The organism is Paenibacillus brasilensis (assembly GCF_009363115.1).
Taxonomy (GTDB): Bacteria; Bacillota; Bacilli; order Paenibacillales; family Paenibacillaceae; genus Paenibacillus; species Paenibacillus brasilensis.
In genome coordinates this window covers 1,772,855-1,787,613 of record NZ_CP045298.1, presented here as the reverse complement: position 1 = coordinate 1,787,613, position 14,759 = coordinate 1,772,855, and the positions used below count along the sequence as shown (strand labels likewise).

Annotated in this window: 14 protein-coding genes; 12 read left to right on the top strand and 2 right to left on the bottom strand. The window is 49.4% G+C overall.

The window, feature by feature from the left end; translation table 11 throughout:
- Positions 1-11: 11 nt before the first annotated feature.
- A complete protein-coding gene (locus tag GCU48_RS08385) occupies positions 12-605 on the bottom strand; it encodes a TetR/AcrR family transcriptional regulator (protein WP_025718757.1) in 594 nt (197 codons plus the stop codon).
- Between the two features lie 201 nt (positions 606-806).
- Between GCU48_RS08385 and cls the strand changes: the two genes are divergently transcribed.
- Positions 807-2,318, top strand: a complete 1,512-nt coding sequence (gene cls / locus GCU48_RS08380) for a cardiolipin synthase (RefSeq protein WP_152379679.1) — start codon at positions 807-809, stop codon at positions 2,316-2,318.
- 35 nt (positions 2,319-2,353) lie between these two features.
- Here the strand turns inward: cls and GCU48_RS08375 are convergent, their stop codons facing one another.
- Positions 2,354-3,823, bottom strand: coding sequence for a phospholipase D family protein (locus GCU48_RS08375; RefSeq protein WP_152379678.1), 1,470 nt, complete (start codon positions 3,821-3,823; stop codon positions 2,354-2,356).
- Positions 3,824-4,051: 228 nt separating this feature from the next.
- Between GCU48_RS08375 and GCU48_RS08370 the strand changes: the two genes are divergently transcribed.
- From GCU48_RS08370 to GCU48_RS08320, 11 genes are all read left to right on the top strand, one after another.
- Positions 4,052-4,477, top strand: a complete 426-nt coding sequence (locus tag GCU48_RS08370; protein WP_025718754.1) for a DMT family transporter — start codon at positions 4,052-4,054, stop codon at positions 4,475-4,477.
- 58 nt (positions 4,478-4,535) lie between these two features.
- Positions 4,536-5,240, top strand: a complete 705-nt coding sequence (locus GCU48_RS08365) for a Crp/Fnr family transcriptional regulator (protein WP_152379677.1) — start codon at positions 4,536-4,538, stop codon at positions 5,238-5,240.
- Positions 5,241-5,272: 32 nt separating this feature from the next.
- Complete coding sequence (locus GCU48_RS08360; protein ID WP_152379676.1) at positions 5,273-5,764, top strand: DMT family transporter; 492 nt, start codon at positions 5,273-5,275, stop codon at positions 5,762-5,764.
- A gap of 249 nt (positions 5,765-6,013) precedes the next feature.
- Positions 6,014-7,114 carry a type 2 isopentenyl-diphosphate Delta-isomerase gene (gene fni / locus GCU48_RS08355; RefSeq protein WP_152379675.1) on the top strand — a complete coding sequence of 367 codons (1,101 nt, stop codon included), beginning with the start codon at positions 6,014-6,016 and terminating at the stop codon, positions 7,112-7,114.
- Positions 7,111-7,602 carry a GNAT family N-acetyltransferase gene (locus GCU48_RS08350; RefSeq protein ID WP_049825209.1) on the top strand — a complete coding sequence of 164 codons (492 nt, stop codon included), beginning with the start codon at positions 7,111-7,113 and terminating at the stop codon, positions 7,600-7,602. Before fni ends, GCU48_RS08350 begins: the two co-directional genes overlap by 4 nt.
- 132 nt (positions 7,603-7,734) lie before the next feature.
- The gene (gene ychF / locus GCU48_RS08345; protein ID WP_025718747.1) at positions 7,735-8,835 is read left to right on the top strand and encodes a redox-regulated ATPase YchF; all 1,101 of its coding nucleotides are present in this window, start codon (positions 7,735-7,737) and stop codon (positions 8,833-8,835) included.
- Positions 8,836-9,093: 258 nt separating this feature from the next.
- On the top strand, positions 9,094-10,161 hold the full coding sequence (gene prfA, locus GCU48_RS08340) for a peptide chain release factor 1 (RefSeq protein WP_025718745.1): 1,068 nt from the start codon (positions 9,094-9,096) through the stop codon (positions 10,159-10,161).
- A gap of 3 nt (positions 10,162-10,164) precedes the next feature.
- Entirely contained in the window at positions 10,165-11,064 is a 900-nt protein-coding gene (prmC, locus tag GCU48_RS08335) for a peptide chain release factor N(5)-glutamine methyltransferase (RefSeq protein ID WP_152379674.1), read from the top strand.
- Positions 11,065-11,139: 75 nt separating this feature from the next.
- Positions 11,140-12,333, top strand: coding sequence for an FtsW/RodA/SpoVE family cell cycle protein (locus GCU48_RS08330; protein WP_152379673.1), 1,194 nt, complete (start codon positions 11,140-11,142; stop codon positions 12,331-12,333).
- A gap of 212 nt (positions 12,334-12,545) precedes the next feature.
- Positions 12,546-13,238 carry a stage II sporulation protein R gene (gene spoIIR, locus GCU48_RS08325; protein WP_152379672.1) on the top strand — a complete coding sequence of 231 codons (693 nt, stop codon included), beginning with the start codon at positions 12,546-12,548 and terminating at the stop codon, positions 13,236-13,238.
- A gap of 234 nt (positions 13,239-13,472) precedes the next feature.
- Complete coding sequence (locus tag GCU48_RS08320; RefSeq protein ID WP_152379671.1) at positions 13,473-14,675, top strand: L-threonylcarbamoyladenylate synthase; 1,203 nt, start codon at positions 13,473-13,475, stop codon at positions 14,673-14,675.
- Positions 14,676-14,759 lie beyond the last annotated feature (84 nt).

Genomic DNA, 14,759 nt, shown 5'->3' with positions numbered 1-14,759 from the left:
TCTCTGCTTCTTCATGCTTCATGAGGTGGAATTAACGTAATCCCACGCCAAAAAATAGGCCACGCAGCGTTCAGTCTCCGGTGGTAGTTGATGCTTCCACTGTACAGCAGCTCCACCATGATTCCGTCCACCAATGTCATGTAGGCTAAAGCCACATCCACTGGCTCCATATGTCCAAAGGGTTCCCGATCCCGCGCATTCCGGATGTGGCGAGTCAATTTTCGTTCCATTTTGTCCAGAAAAGGATTAACAATATCCAGAACCTCGTTATACAAAGACACAGGCGGAAAGAAGGAAAAGCGAATCATAAACTTGGCGGTGTTGTTGTTCTCATATTCCTGTCCCATCCAAAACAGGAAGTCATGCAGTGTATGCTCCAGCGGCTGATCTCTGCGTTCCGTAAAGTATTCGAAAATACGTAAGTTCTGCTCTTGAAAAGCGTATCTCGCCACCTGTAGAAACAGATCCTCCTTGCCTTGAAAATGCGCATATATAGACGGTTTTCGAATACCGACCTCACCGGCAATATTGCTCAAGGATGCTCCCTCATACCCAATGGTGGCAAAATGGAAAAGAGCAGCTTTTCGAATGTCTTCCATTCCCATTATTTTCACCTACCTAACGTTCGTTAGTTTATTCTTGCACAAAAAAAAATAAGTGTCAATCCTGTATCCTTTCATTTGTAAGGATTTTGCATTCATTTTTATCATCATTTTTAATAAAAAAGTGGGAAGAAATAAGGGGCTCATGTACAATATAATGAAGAATACCTGTCAAATGCAGTCCACTTGGAAGTGAGGTTGGTTATGAGGCGAAGTTTGCTGGCCGTGTTGATCGCGGCTCTGGTGTTTATTATTTATTATTTTGGATTGTTTAATTACATCGGCACAAATGAAGGGACCGTCATCAGTATCTTTTCTACCCTGACGGTTATCTCCATTAGTCTGATTATTTTTTCGGAAAATCGTAATCCTTCCACCACGATGTCCTGGATTTTACTGCTGGCTTTGCTGCCAGTTGTTGGACTTCCTCTTTATTTTTTGTTTGGGCAAAATGTGTTCAAACGCCGCAAGTATGACAAAAAGGCATTGCGTGACCAACAGGCTTATGAACGGATTGAAAAGGATGCCATGCATGTCAAACGCGATCTGACCTGCTTTACAGATGAGCAGCAGCAACTGATGCGTTTGGCTCGCAGACTGGCCCGTTCCCCGATTTATTTTGCAACGGAAACTCAAATTCTGAACAATGGAGATGAGACCTTTTCTACTTTGCTGGAAGAGCTGCGTAAGGCGCAGCATCATATCCATATGGAATATTACATTTTCCGGTCGGATGATATCGGTACCAGCATTCAGAAAATTTTGATCGAAAAAGCCAAAGCAGGCGTCAAGGTCCGGTTTATGTACGATGCGGTGGGCAGCATTCAGCTGCCGAAGGCATTTTTGAAGGAGATGAGAGATGCAGGAGTCGAGGTCGTTGCATACGGCGGCGCACGGATTTTGTTCTTCTCCAGCCGGGTCAATTACCGCAATCACCGTAAAATCGTGGTCATTGACGGCAGTATTGGATTGATTGGCGGTCTGAATGTAGGGGATGAGTATCTTAGTCGCAATAAAGCCTATGGCTTTTGGCGTGACACGCACATGATTGTGAAGGGTGAGGCTGTGCGGACGCTGCAACTTATATTTTTACAGGACTGGCTTCATATGACGGGCGAATCGGTGTTGGATAAGGAATATCTGTCTCCCAATATTGAACCGATTACAGACGGGGGAGTGCAGATTATTGCCAGTGGCCCGGATAATGAGCGGAGAACGCTCAAAAATCTGTTTTTCTCCATGATCACGTCTGCCCGTAAGTCGGTTTGGCTCGCCACTCCTTATTTCATTCCGGACGAGGATATTCTGACTGCTCTGCGGATGGCTGCTCTATCTGGCCTGGATGTGCGTATTCTGTTTCCTGCGAAACCGGATAAATGGCTGCCGTTTCTCGCGTCCCATTCGTACTTCCAATCGTTGCTGGAGGTCGGGGTTAAGGTATATGAATATGAAAAAGGGTTTCTTCACTCCAAGCTGCTCATTATTGACGGAGAGGTTGCGACCATCGGAACAGCTAATATGGATATGCGCAGCTTCCATTTGAACTTTGAAGTAAACGCCCTGTTGATTCAAACGCACAGTGTACAGCAGATGGTGAAAGATTACGAACGGGACTTGCAGTCAGCCAGTCTAATCGTGCGCGAGGAATTTATGAAAAAGCGTCTGTTCAAACGCTTGATGGAATCACTTGCGCGCTTGCTTTCACCACTCTTGTAGGGCGAGCCTCAAGCCGTTACAGGATGGCCCTATTTTTAAAATGTGGTAAAGCCCAAAATATCCTGCAGACGGTATAGGATATCCTTCCAAAACGTTGAATGATCCTCGTAAGCTGCCAGATCCAGACTATATGCCGCCCCTTGATTATTCCATAGCTTATCAAAATAGGCCGTAACCTGCCGGGTCAGCTTGCTGTCCGCCGGAGCGGCCACCCACAATTCATTTTCCAAATTCAGATCATCCAAATTGCGCGGAGTCAAATTCGTAGAGCCAGCTAAAATAATATGATCCCCTTGTGCTTTGGCAATGTAAATCATTTTGGTATGGTATTGCTCGTGGGTCGTATTATACCAGCGAATTTGAATGGTTCCTTTCGACTTTTGGGACAGCTCCTGGGCAACCGGACGATTGGGAATGCCTTTTTTTTCTTGGCCAAACGCATTTTGATTGGGGTCCAGCAGCAATTGAATGCTCACACCGCGTGCGGAGGCGTCCAGCAGGCTGTTCAACACCTTGCGGTCAGCCAAATAGAACATCCCCATATGAATGCTGTCCCCTTTCCTCGTCTGCCCAATACCATCCAAAACCGAGCTGTATACTTTGCCTTCGGTTAGATATTTGATCCGGTAGCTGTCTTGACCTGATGAAGTGGAGGCTTTCGTCTGTGGGTTATAGGCAGGAAGCTTACCGCCGCCCGAGAAGTCCAGCACCGCCTGCTCCGTCTGTAAAATGTCCCCGATGATGGGACCCTTCACCTCCAGTGCCACGTTGGAGTGATATGCACTGGCATCGTGAACGTTGCCTGTAGAAATGAGAGCTGTCTGTTCACTGGCAACCAATTTTCGGTGATTGGCCTTGACATTTAACAGCTTGAGATAGGAGCGTGCTGTAACGTCAGGTCCGTCACTGGCCATCAGGTTGGGAATCCAGCCTGTGCCCTGCTGTCCGAACCATTGGAAAAAGGTGCGCCACACCGCAGAATAAACGGGCGTGGAGTCCCGGAGCGGGTCTACATCGGTCAACACAACCTGAATTCCTGCTCGTTTCATATTCTCCAGCAAAGGATTGGGAGATGAATTGTAGTTGGTATTGACTTCATCCGTAATGAAAAAGATAGGCATATCCGGGTGAGCCTTCTTTTTGGCAATCAAAAGATCGGCCATTCGTGCGCTTACTTCGGGGAAGCGCTGGCCTTTATGTTTGTAATCGTTGAACAGAAACAGGTCGATGACAATAAATTGCTGGGCATTATCAATGATTTTGAACATACGGTTCAAAATCTGCCCTTCATGCTGCGTTGTGTTTCCGTCCTTGCTACGATAGGTCAAATCCGTCCAGAAGTTTATCTCGTTGGTTGAATATTCCCGAGATTCATAAGACACGAGAGGGGGCAACGGCTTGTGGGTCTGATAGATCATTACGGCAATCAGCCACAGGATAAGCAGCAGAATGCTGATTTTTACAATACGGCTTTTTTGGTCGGATTTTGTTTTCTGTTTATCCATGCAGCGGTCAACTCCTCCATTAAATCTTGCATTCCATTCCATCGTGTCAGAACATGCAAATTATGATTATGATTGAACACTGTCTAGTTATTAACGCAAGTCCACAGAATTGAAGCGGATGCGGGAACGAATTGAAATGAAATGATAAAGGACATATGTCCTTTATAGGAAGTCTGCCCTATAATTTAATATATAAAAACGTCATTTACACGGGGAGAATAACGATTGATGAAAGGAATTTTGTTTGCTTTTCTAGGAGGCGCGTGCATTACGCTGCAAGGGGTAGCGAATACACGAATTAGTCATGATATCGGTACATGGCAGGCAGCTACGGTTACTCAATTAACAGGCTTTATTTTGGCAGCCTTGGTCTGGATGGTCACACGGGACGGCCGTGTGGCTGAAATGAGACAGGTAAAGCCGATGTATCTTTGGGGCGGTGCGTTTGCAGCTATTATTATATTCAGTGAAGTTACGGCTATTCAACATATCGGGGTAACGTTCACGATTTCGGCTTTGTTGATTTCCCAGTTGTGTTTAACCTTCCTGGTAGATATCAGGGGATGGTTCGGTCTAATGAAGCAAAAGATGAAGCTGCCCCAATTTATAGGCATTGGGATGATGATTGCGGGTGTGATTATTTTGAAGCTCTAACTATTTACTTCATTCGTTGAATAAGTCCAGAACGTAGAAATTGAAGGTGAGCTTAGCAATGAGAGAAATTCAGGACCAAGAGCAACTGCATCATTTTTTGCAACTCCATCAATTGGAATCCATACTCTATGAGCCACTGCGTCCTCATTTATCGTTGCATCGTTTGGAACAAGGGGAAAAGCTCTGTATGCAGGGGGATACTATTGAGTATCTGTACATATTGGTGCAGGGTAAGGTCAAGATTTATACCAGCTCTACAGAAGGCAAGACACTGATTCTCTGCTTCAAAAAACCGATCGAGGTTATTGGAGATGTTGAATATATTCGCAGTAGTCAAGTCATCAACACGGTAGAGGCGGTGTCTCCCATCTATGTGATTGGTATCCACCATCAATGGATGCATAAATACGGAAGAGACTATGCTCCTTTACTGCAATTTTTACTGGATGTGGTCACACGAAAGTTTTGCCTGGACTCCGACTTTTCCAACTTTAATCTCATGTATCCTGTGGAGGTCAGACTGGCGAGCTACCTGCTATCCGTTTCTTTTGACGAATCCGATTCAGTCTTTCATGAAGAATTACGGGTATCCAGTCTGGTAGATGTAGCGAATCTGATTGGAACCAGCTATAGGCATCTTAATCGCGTCATACGCAAGATGATTGAGGATGGATGGGTTGAGCGGACAAAAGGCTACATTGTCATTCGGGACAAACAAGATTTAAGTGAACTGGCAGGACATAATATTTACGAATCATTATAAAATCGAAGGATTACTAGGGGAGAGCTGAAATTATGGTATTAGGGATTATACTGGCGGTAATTGCGGGTGCTTTGGTCAGTCTGCAAACAATATTTAATAATAAAGTGAATGAACGAACGGGTTCATGGGCTACAACCACCTTGGTGCTGGGAACAGGCTTTCTGGCCTCTTTGCTCGGAAGTCTTATCTTTGAAGGAAAAAATACATTTACTTTGCAGCATATGCAGTTGTGGTACTGGTTCAGTGGAATGATTGGTGTCGGCGTTGTGTTCTGTCTGGTACAAGGCATGAAGCGGCTTGCTCCAACCTATGCGATTTCGGTTGTATTAATTGCACAATTAGGTACCGCTCTGTTGTGGGATTCGTTAGGCTGGCTGGGACTGGAAAAGATTCCGTTCACCTTTAACAAGCTGATCGGGGTGCTGGTTATTATCGGTGGTATTTTGGTGTTTAAGCTTGGCCAAGGGCATACAAAGGAACAACAAGAAAACATTGCGTCTGCACCTGACTCGCTGGAGGGATGAATTGAGGTGGACGCAAATAGATTAAGATAATAAAAGCAGCCTCTTCTTCAAAGGGGGCGGTTTTTACGATGTGCGATGTATATATTTTTCCATCCATGATACAATGAAGGTATCTTAAATTGCCGCTTTTAAAGACATTGATACAGGAGACGATAAACAGATCGGTAACCGTGTTCGGGAACGGTCTTATTTGTGCTTCTCGAACTCGAAACAAACTAAACAGAGCGACTTGGATGAGGTGAAACATAGATGAGCAATGCAGAACATAAAAAAGAATCACCTGACGGTTCCGGCAGAACGGGCTCTTTGTTGCCTGCTGCGCGGACAGGTGAACGGAAGATTGAGCACGTCCGCCTTTGTCTGCAAGAAGATGTGGCGGGGCAAGGCATCACCAGTGGGCTGGAGCGGTATGCCTTTAAACACAGCGCATTGCCTGATCTGCATTTTGACGAGGTGCGTCTGGATGCTGCCTTTCTGGGGCGCACGGTGCGCACACCGCTGCTCATAAGCTCCATGACAGGCGGCAGCGCCGAGACGGGAGCGATCAATGAGCGATTGGCAGAGACAGCTGAGAAGCGTGGTTGGGCATTGGGAGTCGGCTCGGTACGGGCTGCGGTGGAAAGGGAGGAACTGGCTTCAACCTTTGCGGTTCGCCGTCTGGCACCCAGCATACCGATTTTGGCCAATCTGGGGGCAGTGCAGCTGAACTACGGATTTGGTGTGGACGATTGTCGGCGTGCCGTGGAAATTGCCGGAGCTGACATGTTGGTGCTGCATTTGAACGGATTGCAGGAGATTTTCCAACCCGAAGGGAATTTGGATTTTAGCGGCCTGCTTGGGCGTATTGAGGAGCTGTGCCGTCAGCTTTCAGTGCCTGTAGGAGTCAAGGAAGTAGGCTGGGGCATTGATGGCGAGACGGCTTCGAGACTGTATGATGCGGGGGCAGCTTTTATTGATGTCGCTGGCGCAGGCGGGACAAGCTGGAGCCAGGTGGAAAAATTCCGTAATCCCGATCCTGTACGCCGCGCGGCGGCGGAAGCGTTTGCGGATTGGGGCAATTCCACCGCAGATTGTATCGTAGAAGTCAGAGCTGCACAGCCCAATGGTGCTCTGATCGGCAGCGGTGGATTGAGAGACGGTGTCGATGCTGCAAAGGCACTTGCTTTAGGGGCTGATATGGCAGGCTTCGGGCGCTCCTTGCTTGGCTCGGCGGTCGCCTCCAGCGAAGCCCTTGAAGCCCGATTGGAGCAAGTGGAGCTGGAATTGCGTACAGTCATGTTTGGCATCGGAGTAGATAGGATTGATGGTCTTAAATACACGACTCGACTAAGAAAGAAGGCGAACGGATGAGTGGATTCATCACATTGGTTCCGATGAACGCAGAGCAGTATGAACGCTTTGAGCAGCGCTCGCTCGCGGACTACGCGGAGGAGAAAATCCAGGCAGGTACGTGGACGGTAGAAGAAGCACCGGAGCGGGCAAAGGAAAGCTTCGCCAAATATTTGCCGCAAAGGCTGGATACACCCCATGCTCACCTGTACATGATTGAATATTCAGGAATTGCTGGTCAGAGCCCAGAGGAAGCGGGATATATTTGGTTCAATATTACAGATGGAACGCAAGGTAAAGAAGCTTTTCTGCTGGATGTTCTCGTTTACGATTCATATCAGGGACAGGGTCTGGGTACGTTGACGATGGAGGCATTGGAACAGGAAGCTCGCAAGCTGGGCGCGGTTCGCATCGGTCTGCACGTATTCGGGCATAATGAGCGAGCTTTGCATGTATACCGCAAGTCGGGCTATCGGGTTACGGATATCCAGATGAGCAAAGAAATCTAAGCAGGGATTCAGCAAAATCCTAAATCCACAGCCATATGCTTGCCGCATGTATAGGTTCTCCTATATAATGTGGGTTGGTAAACTAACAGATGGTATAACGCATATTTTATATAAACGGGAGTTGTTCTGATTATGGCTTTAAAAGCGGGGATCGTGGGTCTGCCGAACGTGGGCAAATCAACACTGTTTAACGCAATAACGCAGGCGGGGGCGGAATCCGCAAACTATCCATTTTGTACAATTGACCCTAACGTGGGGGTCGTTGAAGTACCGGACGAGCGGCTGGATAAGCTGACTGAGCTGGTAGTACCGAACAAAACGGTGCCAACGGCTTTTGAATTTGTTGATATTGCAGGGCTTGTACGTGGCGCCAGCAAGGGCGAGGGCCTGGGAAACAAGTTTCTGGCTCATATTCGTGAAGTGGATGCAATTGTACATGTGGTGCGTTGCTTTGAAGATGAGAACATTACCCATGTGGACGGCAAAATTGATCCGATCAGCGATATTCAGACCATTAATCTGGAACTGATTCTGGCGGATATCGAAAGCGTAGACAAGCGCATTGAGCGTTCGCGCAAAAACATGAAGGGCGGCAACAAGCAATACGTCCAAGAGGTTGAAGTGCTGGAACGGATCAAGGAATCGCTGTATGCTGACAAACCTGCGCGTAGCGTAGAATTGTCAGAAGACGAAAAGCTGATTGTACGCGATCTTCATTTGCTCACGATGAAGCCTGTACTGTACGCGGCTAATGTCAGTGAAGATGGTGTAACGGAAGCCGAGAGCAATCCATATGTGCAAAAGGTACGTGAATTTGCTGTTGCAGAAAATGCAGAAGTGGTACCGATCAGCGCCAAAGTAGAGTCTGAAATTGCCGAGCTGGAAGGCGAAGATAAGGCGATGTTCCTTGAGGAGCTGGGACTGACTGAATCCGGTCTGAACCGTCTAATCAAAGCAGCTTACCGCTTGTTGGGACTGTATACGTATTTCACAGCAGGTGTGCAGGAAGTACGCGCATGGACGATTCACAAAGGAACAAAAGCACCTGGCGCTGCGGGCGTAATCCACTCGGATTTTGAACGCGGATTTATTCGTGCCGAGGTTGTATCCTACGATGATTTGGTCGCTGCCGGCTCTATGAACGGGGCCAAGGAACGTGGTCAGCTTCGTTTGGAAGGCAAGGAATATGTGGTGCAAGACGGAGACGTTATGCATTTCCGTTTTAACGTTTAGCATGTATTTCAGTGTATAGCACCCATGTTGATAGATAAACATATTGGGTTAACGTATATGTGTTTTCTGCATGTTCTAATTACGTAGTCGCTGCCTGTTCAGGGCGGCGGCTTTTTATTTGATATGCGGAATTTTGCAAAATCCTAAATTAGCAAGTATTTTTTGTAGCTAATTAATCAATTAGTTGTTATAATAAAGAGCTGTAGCCAGTGAATTTGAAGCTGGTTTCATATTAATTTAACTGAAGAGGTGAATCGCTTGTTGGACCGATTGCAATCATTGGCGGACCGCTACGATAAACTGAGCGAACTGCTCTGCGATCCGGATGTGGCGAACGATAGCAAAAAACTTAGAGATTATTCCAAAGAACAGTCTGATTTACAGCCTGCTTATGAAGCATATACTGAATATAAAACTGTCGTTGAAGAGCTGGACGCAGCTAAAACCATGCAGGGCGAAAAGCTGGACGACGAGATGCGTGAAATGGTCAAAATGGAGATTGAAGAGCTGAGTGCCCGTAAGCGGGAGCTGGACGAAAAAATTCGTATTTTGCTGCTGCCGAAGGACCCGAACGATGATAAGAACGTTATTATCGAAATTCGTGGTGCAGCGGGCGGTGACGAAGCCGCACTGTTTGCAGCGGATTTGTACCGTATGTACACTCGTTATGCAGATACCCAAGGCTGGCGTGTAGAGCTGATGGATGCGAACATGAATGACCTTGGGGGCTTTAAAGAGGTTATTTTCATGATTAACGGACGTGGCGCGTACAGCAAAATGAAATTCGAAAGCGGCGCACACCGCGTACAGCGGATTCCGACGACCGAATCTGGTGGACGTATTCATACGTCTACTTCTACGGTATCCGTGATGCCTGAGGCCGAAGAAGTCGATATCGAAATCCTAGACAAGGATATCCGCGTGGATACATTCTGTTCCAGCGGTGCAGGCGGTCAGTCTGTCAATACGACGAAATCCGCAGTGCGTGTAACGCATATGCCAACAGGCATTATGGCAACCTGTCAGGACGGCAAATCCCAGAACTCCAACAAGGAGAAGGCGCTGCAAGTTTTGCGTGCACGCATTTCGGATATGATGCGTCAGGAAGAGGAAGCCAAATATGCAGGCGAGCGTAAGAGCAAAGTAGGTACTGGGGATCGCAGTGAGCGCATCCGTACCTACAACTTCCCGCAAAGCCGTGTAACAGATCACCGTATTGGCTTGACCGTGCACAAGCTGGATCAGGTGATGAACGGGGAGATTGAAGAAATCGTATCAGCACTCACGATTGCGGAGCAGGCTGATTTGATGGAACAAGGGGTTTAAGCTGTGGGACACGAACGTGATCTTGCATATCGAATGTCGCCGGAGCGCAACATGAGTATCAGAGAAGCCTTAGTTGAGGCTTCTTCTTTTTTAGGAAGCTGTGGCGTGCTGGAGCCGCAGCATAATGCCCGCCTGTTGCTGGAGCACGTGCTTGGGCTGGAAGGCACGGCCTTCTACGCTGCGCTGGCTGATCCGTTCCCTGCCTCATCCAAGGAGGCGTGGGAAGCGCTCATAAGCCGCAAAGCAGCGGGCGAACCGGCGCAGTATATTATCGGACGGCAGGAATTTTATGGCCGCCCGTTTGCGGTTTCACCGGCGGTGCTAATCCCGCGCCCCGAGACCGAATTGCTCGTCGAGGCCATACTTCAGCACGGCGATCATTTGTGGCCGAACGGCGCTCCGCAGGCGCTCGATATCGGCGCGGGCAGCGGTGCGATTGCCGTGACGCTGGCGGCTGAGCGACCACGCTGGCGCGTGGCGGCGGGGGATATTTCCGCTGCTGCGCTGGAAATGGCCGCCCGTAACGCAGCGGCCAACGGCGCAGCCGTGGAATTCCGCGAGGGCGATCTGCTGACGCCGTTCGCGGGTGCGGCGGTGGACATCCTCGTGTCCAATCCGCCGTATATTCCGGCTGCCGACATCGCTGGCTTGCAGCCGGAGGTGCGCGACCATGAGCCGCGTATGGCGCTGGATGGCGGCCCTGACGGGCTTGGCCCGTATCGGGCGATGCTGGAGCAGCTAGGGCTCCTTCAGGCTCCGCCCCGGCTGATCGGCTTCGAGCTGGGCATGGGACAGGCCAGAGACGTGGCCGCGTTGCTGGAGCAGGCTGGTCATTGGAAGACAATCTTGATTGTTCCGGACCTTGCAGGGATTGAACGACATGTCCTAGGTGTCTCGGAGTAGTGCTGCATTTTCTTTTTGCGAGTCTTTCCTTTAGAATAAGAGGAGTATGACCGAGAAACGGCTCAGGGGGAAATCATGCTTCAGAAATTAAAAAAAATTGACGGTCCGGTTATCTTTATTCTGGTTTTACTCATGGCGATTAGTATCATAACGGTGTATAGCGCAGGCAGGGGTCCTACGAACTTGGCGGAGCACGGCAATGACTACCAGAAGATGATCGGATATTATATATTGGGTTTTGTGGCGATCTTGGGTATAGCGGTAGTCGATTTTCGAATATTTATAAAAAAAGCACTGTATGTATATGGGGGCGGAATATTCCTGCTCGCTCTCGGCTTTTTTGGCGGGACGGTTAACAACTCACAGGGTTTCCTGAAAATCGGGGGCTTGAACCTTCAGCCTGCTGAGGTATTCAAGCTGGTTCTTATCATTTTTCTGACATATATGCTGATCAAAAAGCGCAAGAGCAAGCTGTATTTTATTCAGGATGTACTTCCAGTCGCTCTGGTGAGCTTTGTTCCATTTGCCATGGTGATGGCGCAAAATGACCTGGGTAATGCGCTTGGATACATCGTTATTGTTATCGGTATGCTGTGGATTGGTAATGTGAAGGCATCCCATGCGTTGATCGGATTCACCATATTTGCAGTCGCCGTTGGCGGCGGGATCAAGGCCTATATTTCGTTTCACGATGAGATTGATTCCTTTATGAAGGGGATTGGCCGCAGTCACTGGGTAGAGCGTCTGGACCCTTGGCTCGTACCGGAAAAAGCGACCGCGAAGGCATCTTACCATACCAAAAATGCCAAGCTGGCGATTGCCTCCGGCGGGATGATGGGTAAAGGCTTTTTGCAGGGGACCTCGGTGCAGTCCGGACGTGTGCCTTATACGTACGCAGACTCTATTTTTGTAGTTGTAGCGGAGGAATTCGGCTTTGTGGGCTCGTCGGTGCTGCTGTTGCTTTATTTTATTCTGATTCACCGGATGATCCTGATCTCGCTGGAATGTCGCGATCGTGCCGGACCGTATCTTATCGTGGGTGTTGTGTCCATGCTGCTATATCAGATTTTTGAGAATATCGGTGCATTTCTAGGCATTATGCCGCTTACAGGGATTACGCTTCCGTTCATAAGCTATGGGGGTACGTCTCTGCTCATTAACATGACTAGTATTGGCCTGGTTATGAGTATTAAGGTACACGGCCAGGAGCTGGAAGATGATTTGCCACATCCTTCCAGAGTGAGCTTGGCGAAGGCGAAAAAAGCTTAGTGTACGTGGAATGTGAGAAGATGCGAATTGATTTTTGTATATAGTAAAACAGTACAACGAAAAGGTCCAGATTGCGAAATCTGGGCTTTTTCATATTCGCAGCTCATAAACAAACCTTTATCCTGAATATTTTATGAGATTCATAGGTTTAGACTCTCCCAAACCGGACAGACTGATAGACATGATAGAGTTTGCGTTTGGGGGGGACGAAGATGAAAAGCTGGGTAAAGCAAGCTGCCATGATTCTATTTTCTATTTCAGTCTTAATGATGTCTTGGGAAGGCCAAAAAACGGATGCTGCTATGACCACTGGAGCAAGAGATCCTATAACCTCAGGAGTGACAACAACAGGGACGAGAGTGATTCCGCATGATTCCATCCGGCTGCGTATTTTAGCAAATTCAGATCGTCCAGAGGATCAGTTGGTTAAGCGCGAGATTCGGGACGCCATTGTTCAGCAGATGAATGCATGGGTGGGAAAGCTGGAAAACCCGCAGAGCTTAAATCAAGCAAGAGAGTTGATTGCTGCTCACTTACCTGAAATTGATCGTTTGGTAGGTGCAGAGCTGGCTCGGCGTGGTATTGCATATAATCATCAAGTGGAACTGGCAAGTGTTCCTTTTCCGACGAAAATGTATGGTGGCCTTGTCTATCCTGCAGGGAATTATGAGGCCCTTCGGGTCACACTAGGACAAGGCAAAGGGCAAAATTGGTGGTGTGTGCTGTTTCCGCCATTGTGTTTCATTGATGCAGGCAGTGGGGAGGCAGCGGCACAAACGGTATCGGCAAAAGCGAATCACGGAGACGGTCAGACGAAGGCGAATGGCAAGGAACCGGAAGTTCGTTTCTTCCTGTGGGATGCTCTTACGGGGTTGTGGGGCTGGGTAAGCGGCTTATTTGCCTAATCCTTGTGAATTGTAAAAGATAGATGTACAGCTTGCTGTTCCCTATCCATGGTTGGTATGCGTGCAGGCTGCGGAGAAGAGAAGAACGGCTACGAGTTTCCCGTATGCTATAATGGGATGTACAGTATATATGCACATGGCAGAGCCGATTCAGCTGAGCTTTCAAAGCAGGCTTTTTTGGGGACAAGCAACATGAATCGGACTGTATGACAATAAGATATGGGATGATCTGATATGACCGATAAATCGAATCCAATACAAGATTTGCACGGAGAGTTTGCACAAAAGGAGAAGCCCAAGCAGACGCTGGAGGTTTCGCATACAAAATGGTGGGATGTAAGATGTTTGGTTTCTGAAGAGAATATCTCCGGCGAAATAGGGAATGAACAGGCTCGGATTGCGGCGGAAAGAGGCATGTGTGAGGCCGCCGTACTGCTCCAAGCGGGAGACACGGTGGCATTTCCTACAGAAACCGTCTACGGCCTGGGTGCCGATGCACGCAGTACAGCAGCGGTGGAGGCGGTGTTTGCCGCCAAAGGACGACCTTCCGACAATCCGCTCATTGTACATATTTCAGACCCTGTCCAATTGAACGGCATGGTAGCCCAAATAAACGATACGGCCCGGGCGCTGATGGATGCGTTCTGGCCGGGCCCGCTCACGCTGGTGCTGCCAGTGGTGCCGCAGGCGTTGTCACCTCGTGTGACAGCAGGGCTGGACACGGTCGGTGTGCGTATGCCGGATCATCCGATAGCACTGCGCCTGATCACGGAGGCCGGTTGCCCGCTGGCTGCGCCAAGCGCGAACCGCTCGGGCAGGCCCAGTCCGACCCTTGCACAGCATGTGCAGGAGGACCTGGAGGGCCGCATCGGCGGCATTCTGGACGGTGGCCCCACAGGTGTGGGGCTGGAGTCTACGGTGGTACAGGCCGGTGACGACGGAACCGTCACCATCCTGCGCCCCGGCGGCGTGACGGCCGAGCAGCTCGCTGCGGTCGCTCGCGCCGTCGTTCTGGACCCGGCACTGGTTGCCGATTCGCCCGGCGAGGACGCCGATAGCCCGGCACCGCGTTCGCCGGGCATGAAGTACACGCACTACGCGCCGCGCGGCCGCTTGAGCGTGGTGCAGGGCCCGTCGCCCGATGAGGTGGCGGGCTGGATTCGCACCGCGCTGGCGGAGGCTCGCGCGCACGGCGAGCGCACGGCGGTGCTCGCGTTCGACGAGCATGCCGCCAGCTACGCCGGAGAGCGCGTCTATGCGCTAGGCAAGCGGGACGCGCTCCATGAGGCGGCGCAGCGCCTGTACGGCGTGCTGCGCCGCTGCGATGAGGATGGTGTCACCTATATTTTGTCGGAAGCCTGTCCGCCCAATGGGCTGGGAGATGCCGTTATGAACCGCCTGTTGAAAGCCGCAGGTCATCGAGTCGTTCGTCTTTAGCAAGACTCACGTACCTTGTTGGAGAACAGAAAGGGTTCCCGTCTTGTCTGACCGCTCTTAATAAAATCCTCCTCTCTCCTCGTC

Bases quoted from the DNA above. Each gene is read 5' to 3' on its own strand.
- GCU48_RS08360 (WP_152379676.1), top strand. From the start codon at position 5,273: ATGGTATTAGGGATTATACTGGCGGTAATTGCGGGTGCTTTGGTCAGT.
- GCU48_RS08375 (WP_152379678.1), bottom strand. From the start codon at position 3,823: ATGGATAAACAGAAAACAAAATCCGACCAAAAAAGCCGTATTGTAAAA.
- GCU48_RS08320 (WP_152379671.1), top strand. From the start codon at position 13,473: ATGACCGATAAATCGAATCCAATACAAGATTTGCACGGAGAGTTTGCA.
- ychF (WP_025718747.1), top strand. From the start codon at position 7,735: ATGGCTTTAAAAGCGGGGATCGTGGGTCTGCCGAACGTGGGCAAATCA.
- GCU48_RS08370 (WP_025718754.1), top strand. From the start codon at position 4,052: ATGAAAGGAATTTTGTTTGCTTTTCTAGGAGGCGCGTGCATTACGCTG.
- GCU48_RS08365 (WP_152379677.1), top strand. From the start codon at position 4,536: ATGAGAGAAATTCAGGACCAAGAGCAACTGCATCATTTTTTGCAACTC.
- GCU48_RS08330 (WP_152379673.1), top strand. From the start codon at position 11,140: ATGCTTCAGAAATTAAAAAAAATTGACGGTCCGGTTATCTTTATTCTG.
- fni (WP_152379675.1), top strand. From the start codon at position 6,014: ATGAGCAATGCAGAACATAAAAAAGAATCACCTGACGGTTCCGGCAGA.
- GCU48_RS08385 (WP_025718757.1), bottom strand. From the start codon at position 605: ATGGGAATGGAAGACATTCGAAAAGCTGCTCTTTTCCATTTTGCCACC.
- spoIIR (WP_152379672.1), top strand. From the start codon at position 12,546: ATGAAAAGCTGGGTAAAGCAAGCTGCCATGATTCTATTTTCTATTTCA.
- GCU48_RS08350 (WP_049825209.1), top strand. From the start codon at position 7,111: ATGAGTGGATTCATCACATTGGTTCCGATGAACGCAGAGCAGTATGAA.
- cls (WP_152379679.1), top strand. From the start codon at position 807: ATGAGGCGAAGTTTGCTGGCCGTGTTGATCGCGGCTCTGGTGTTTATT.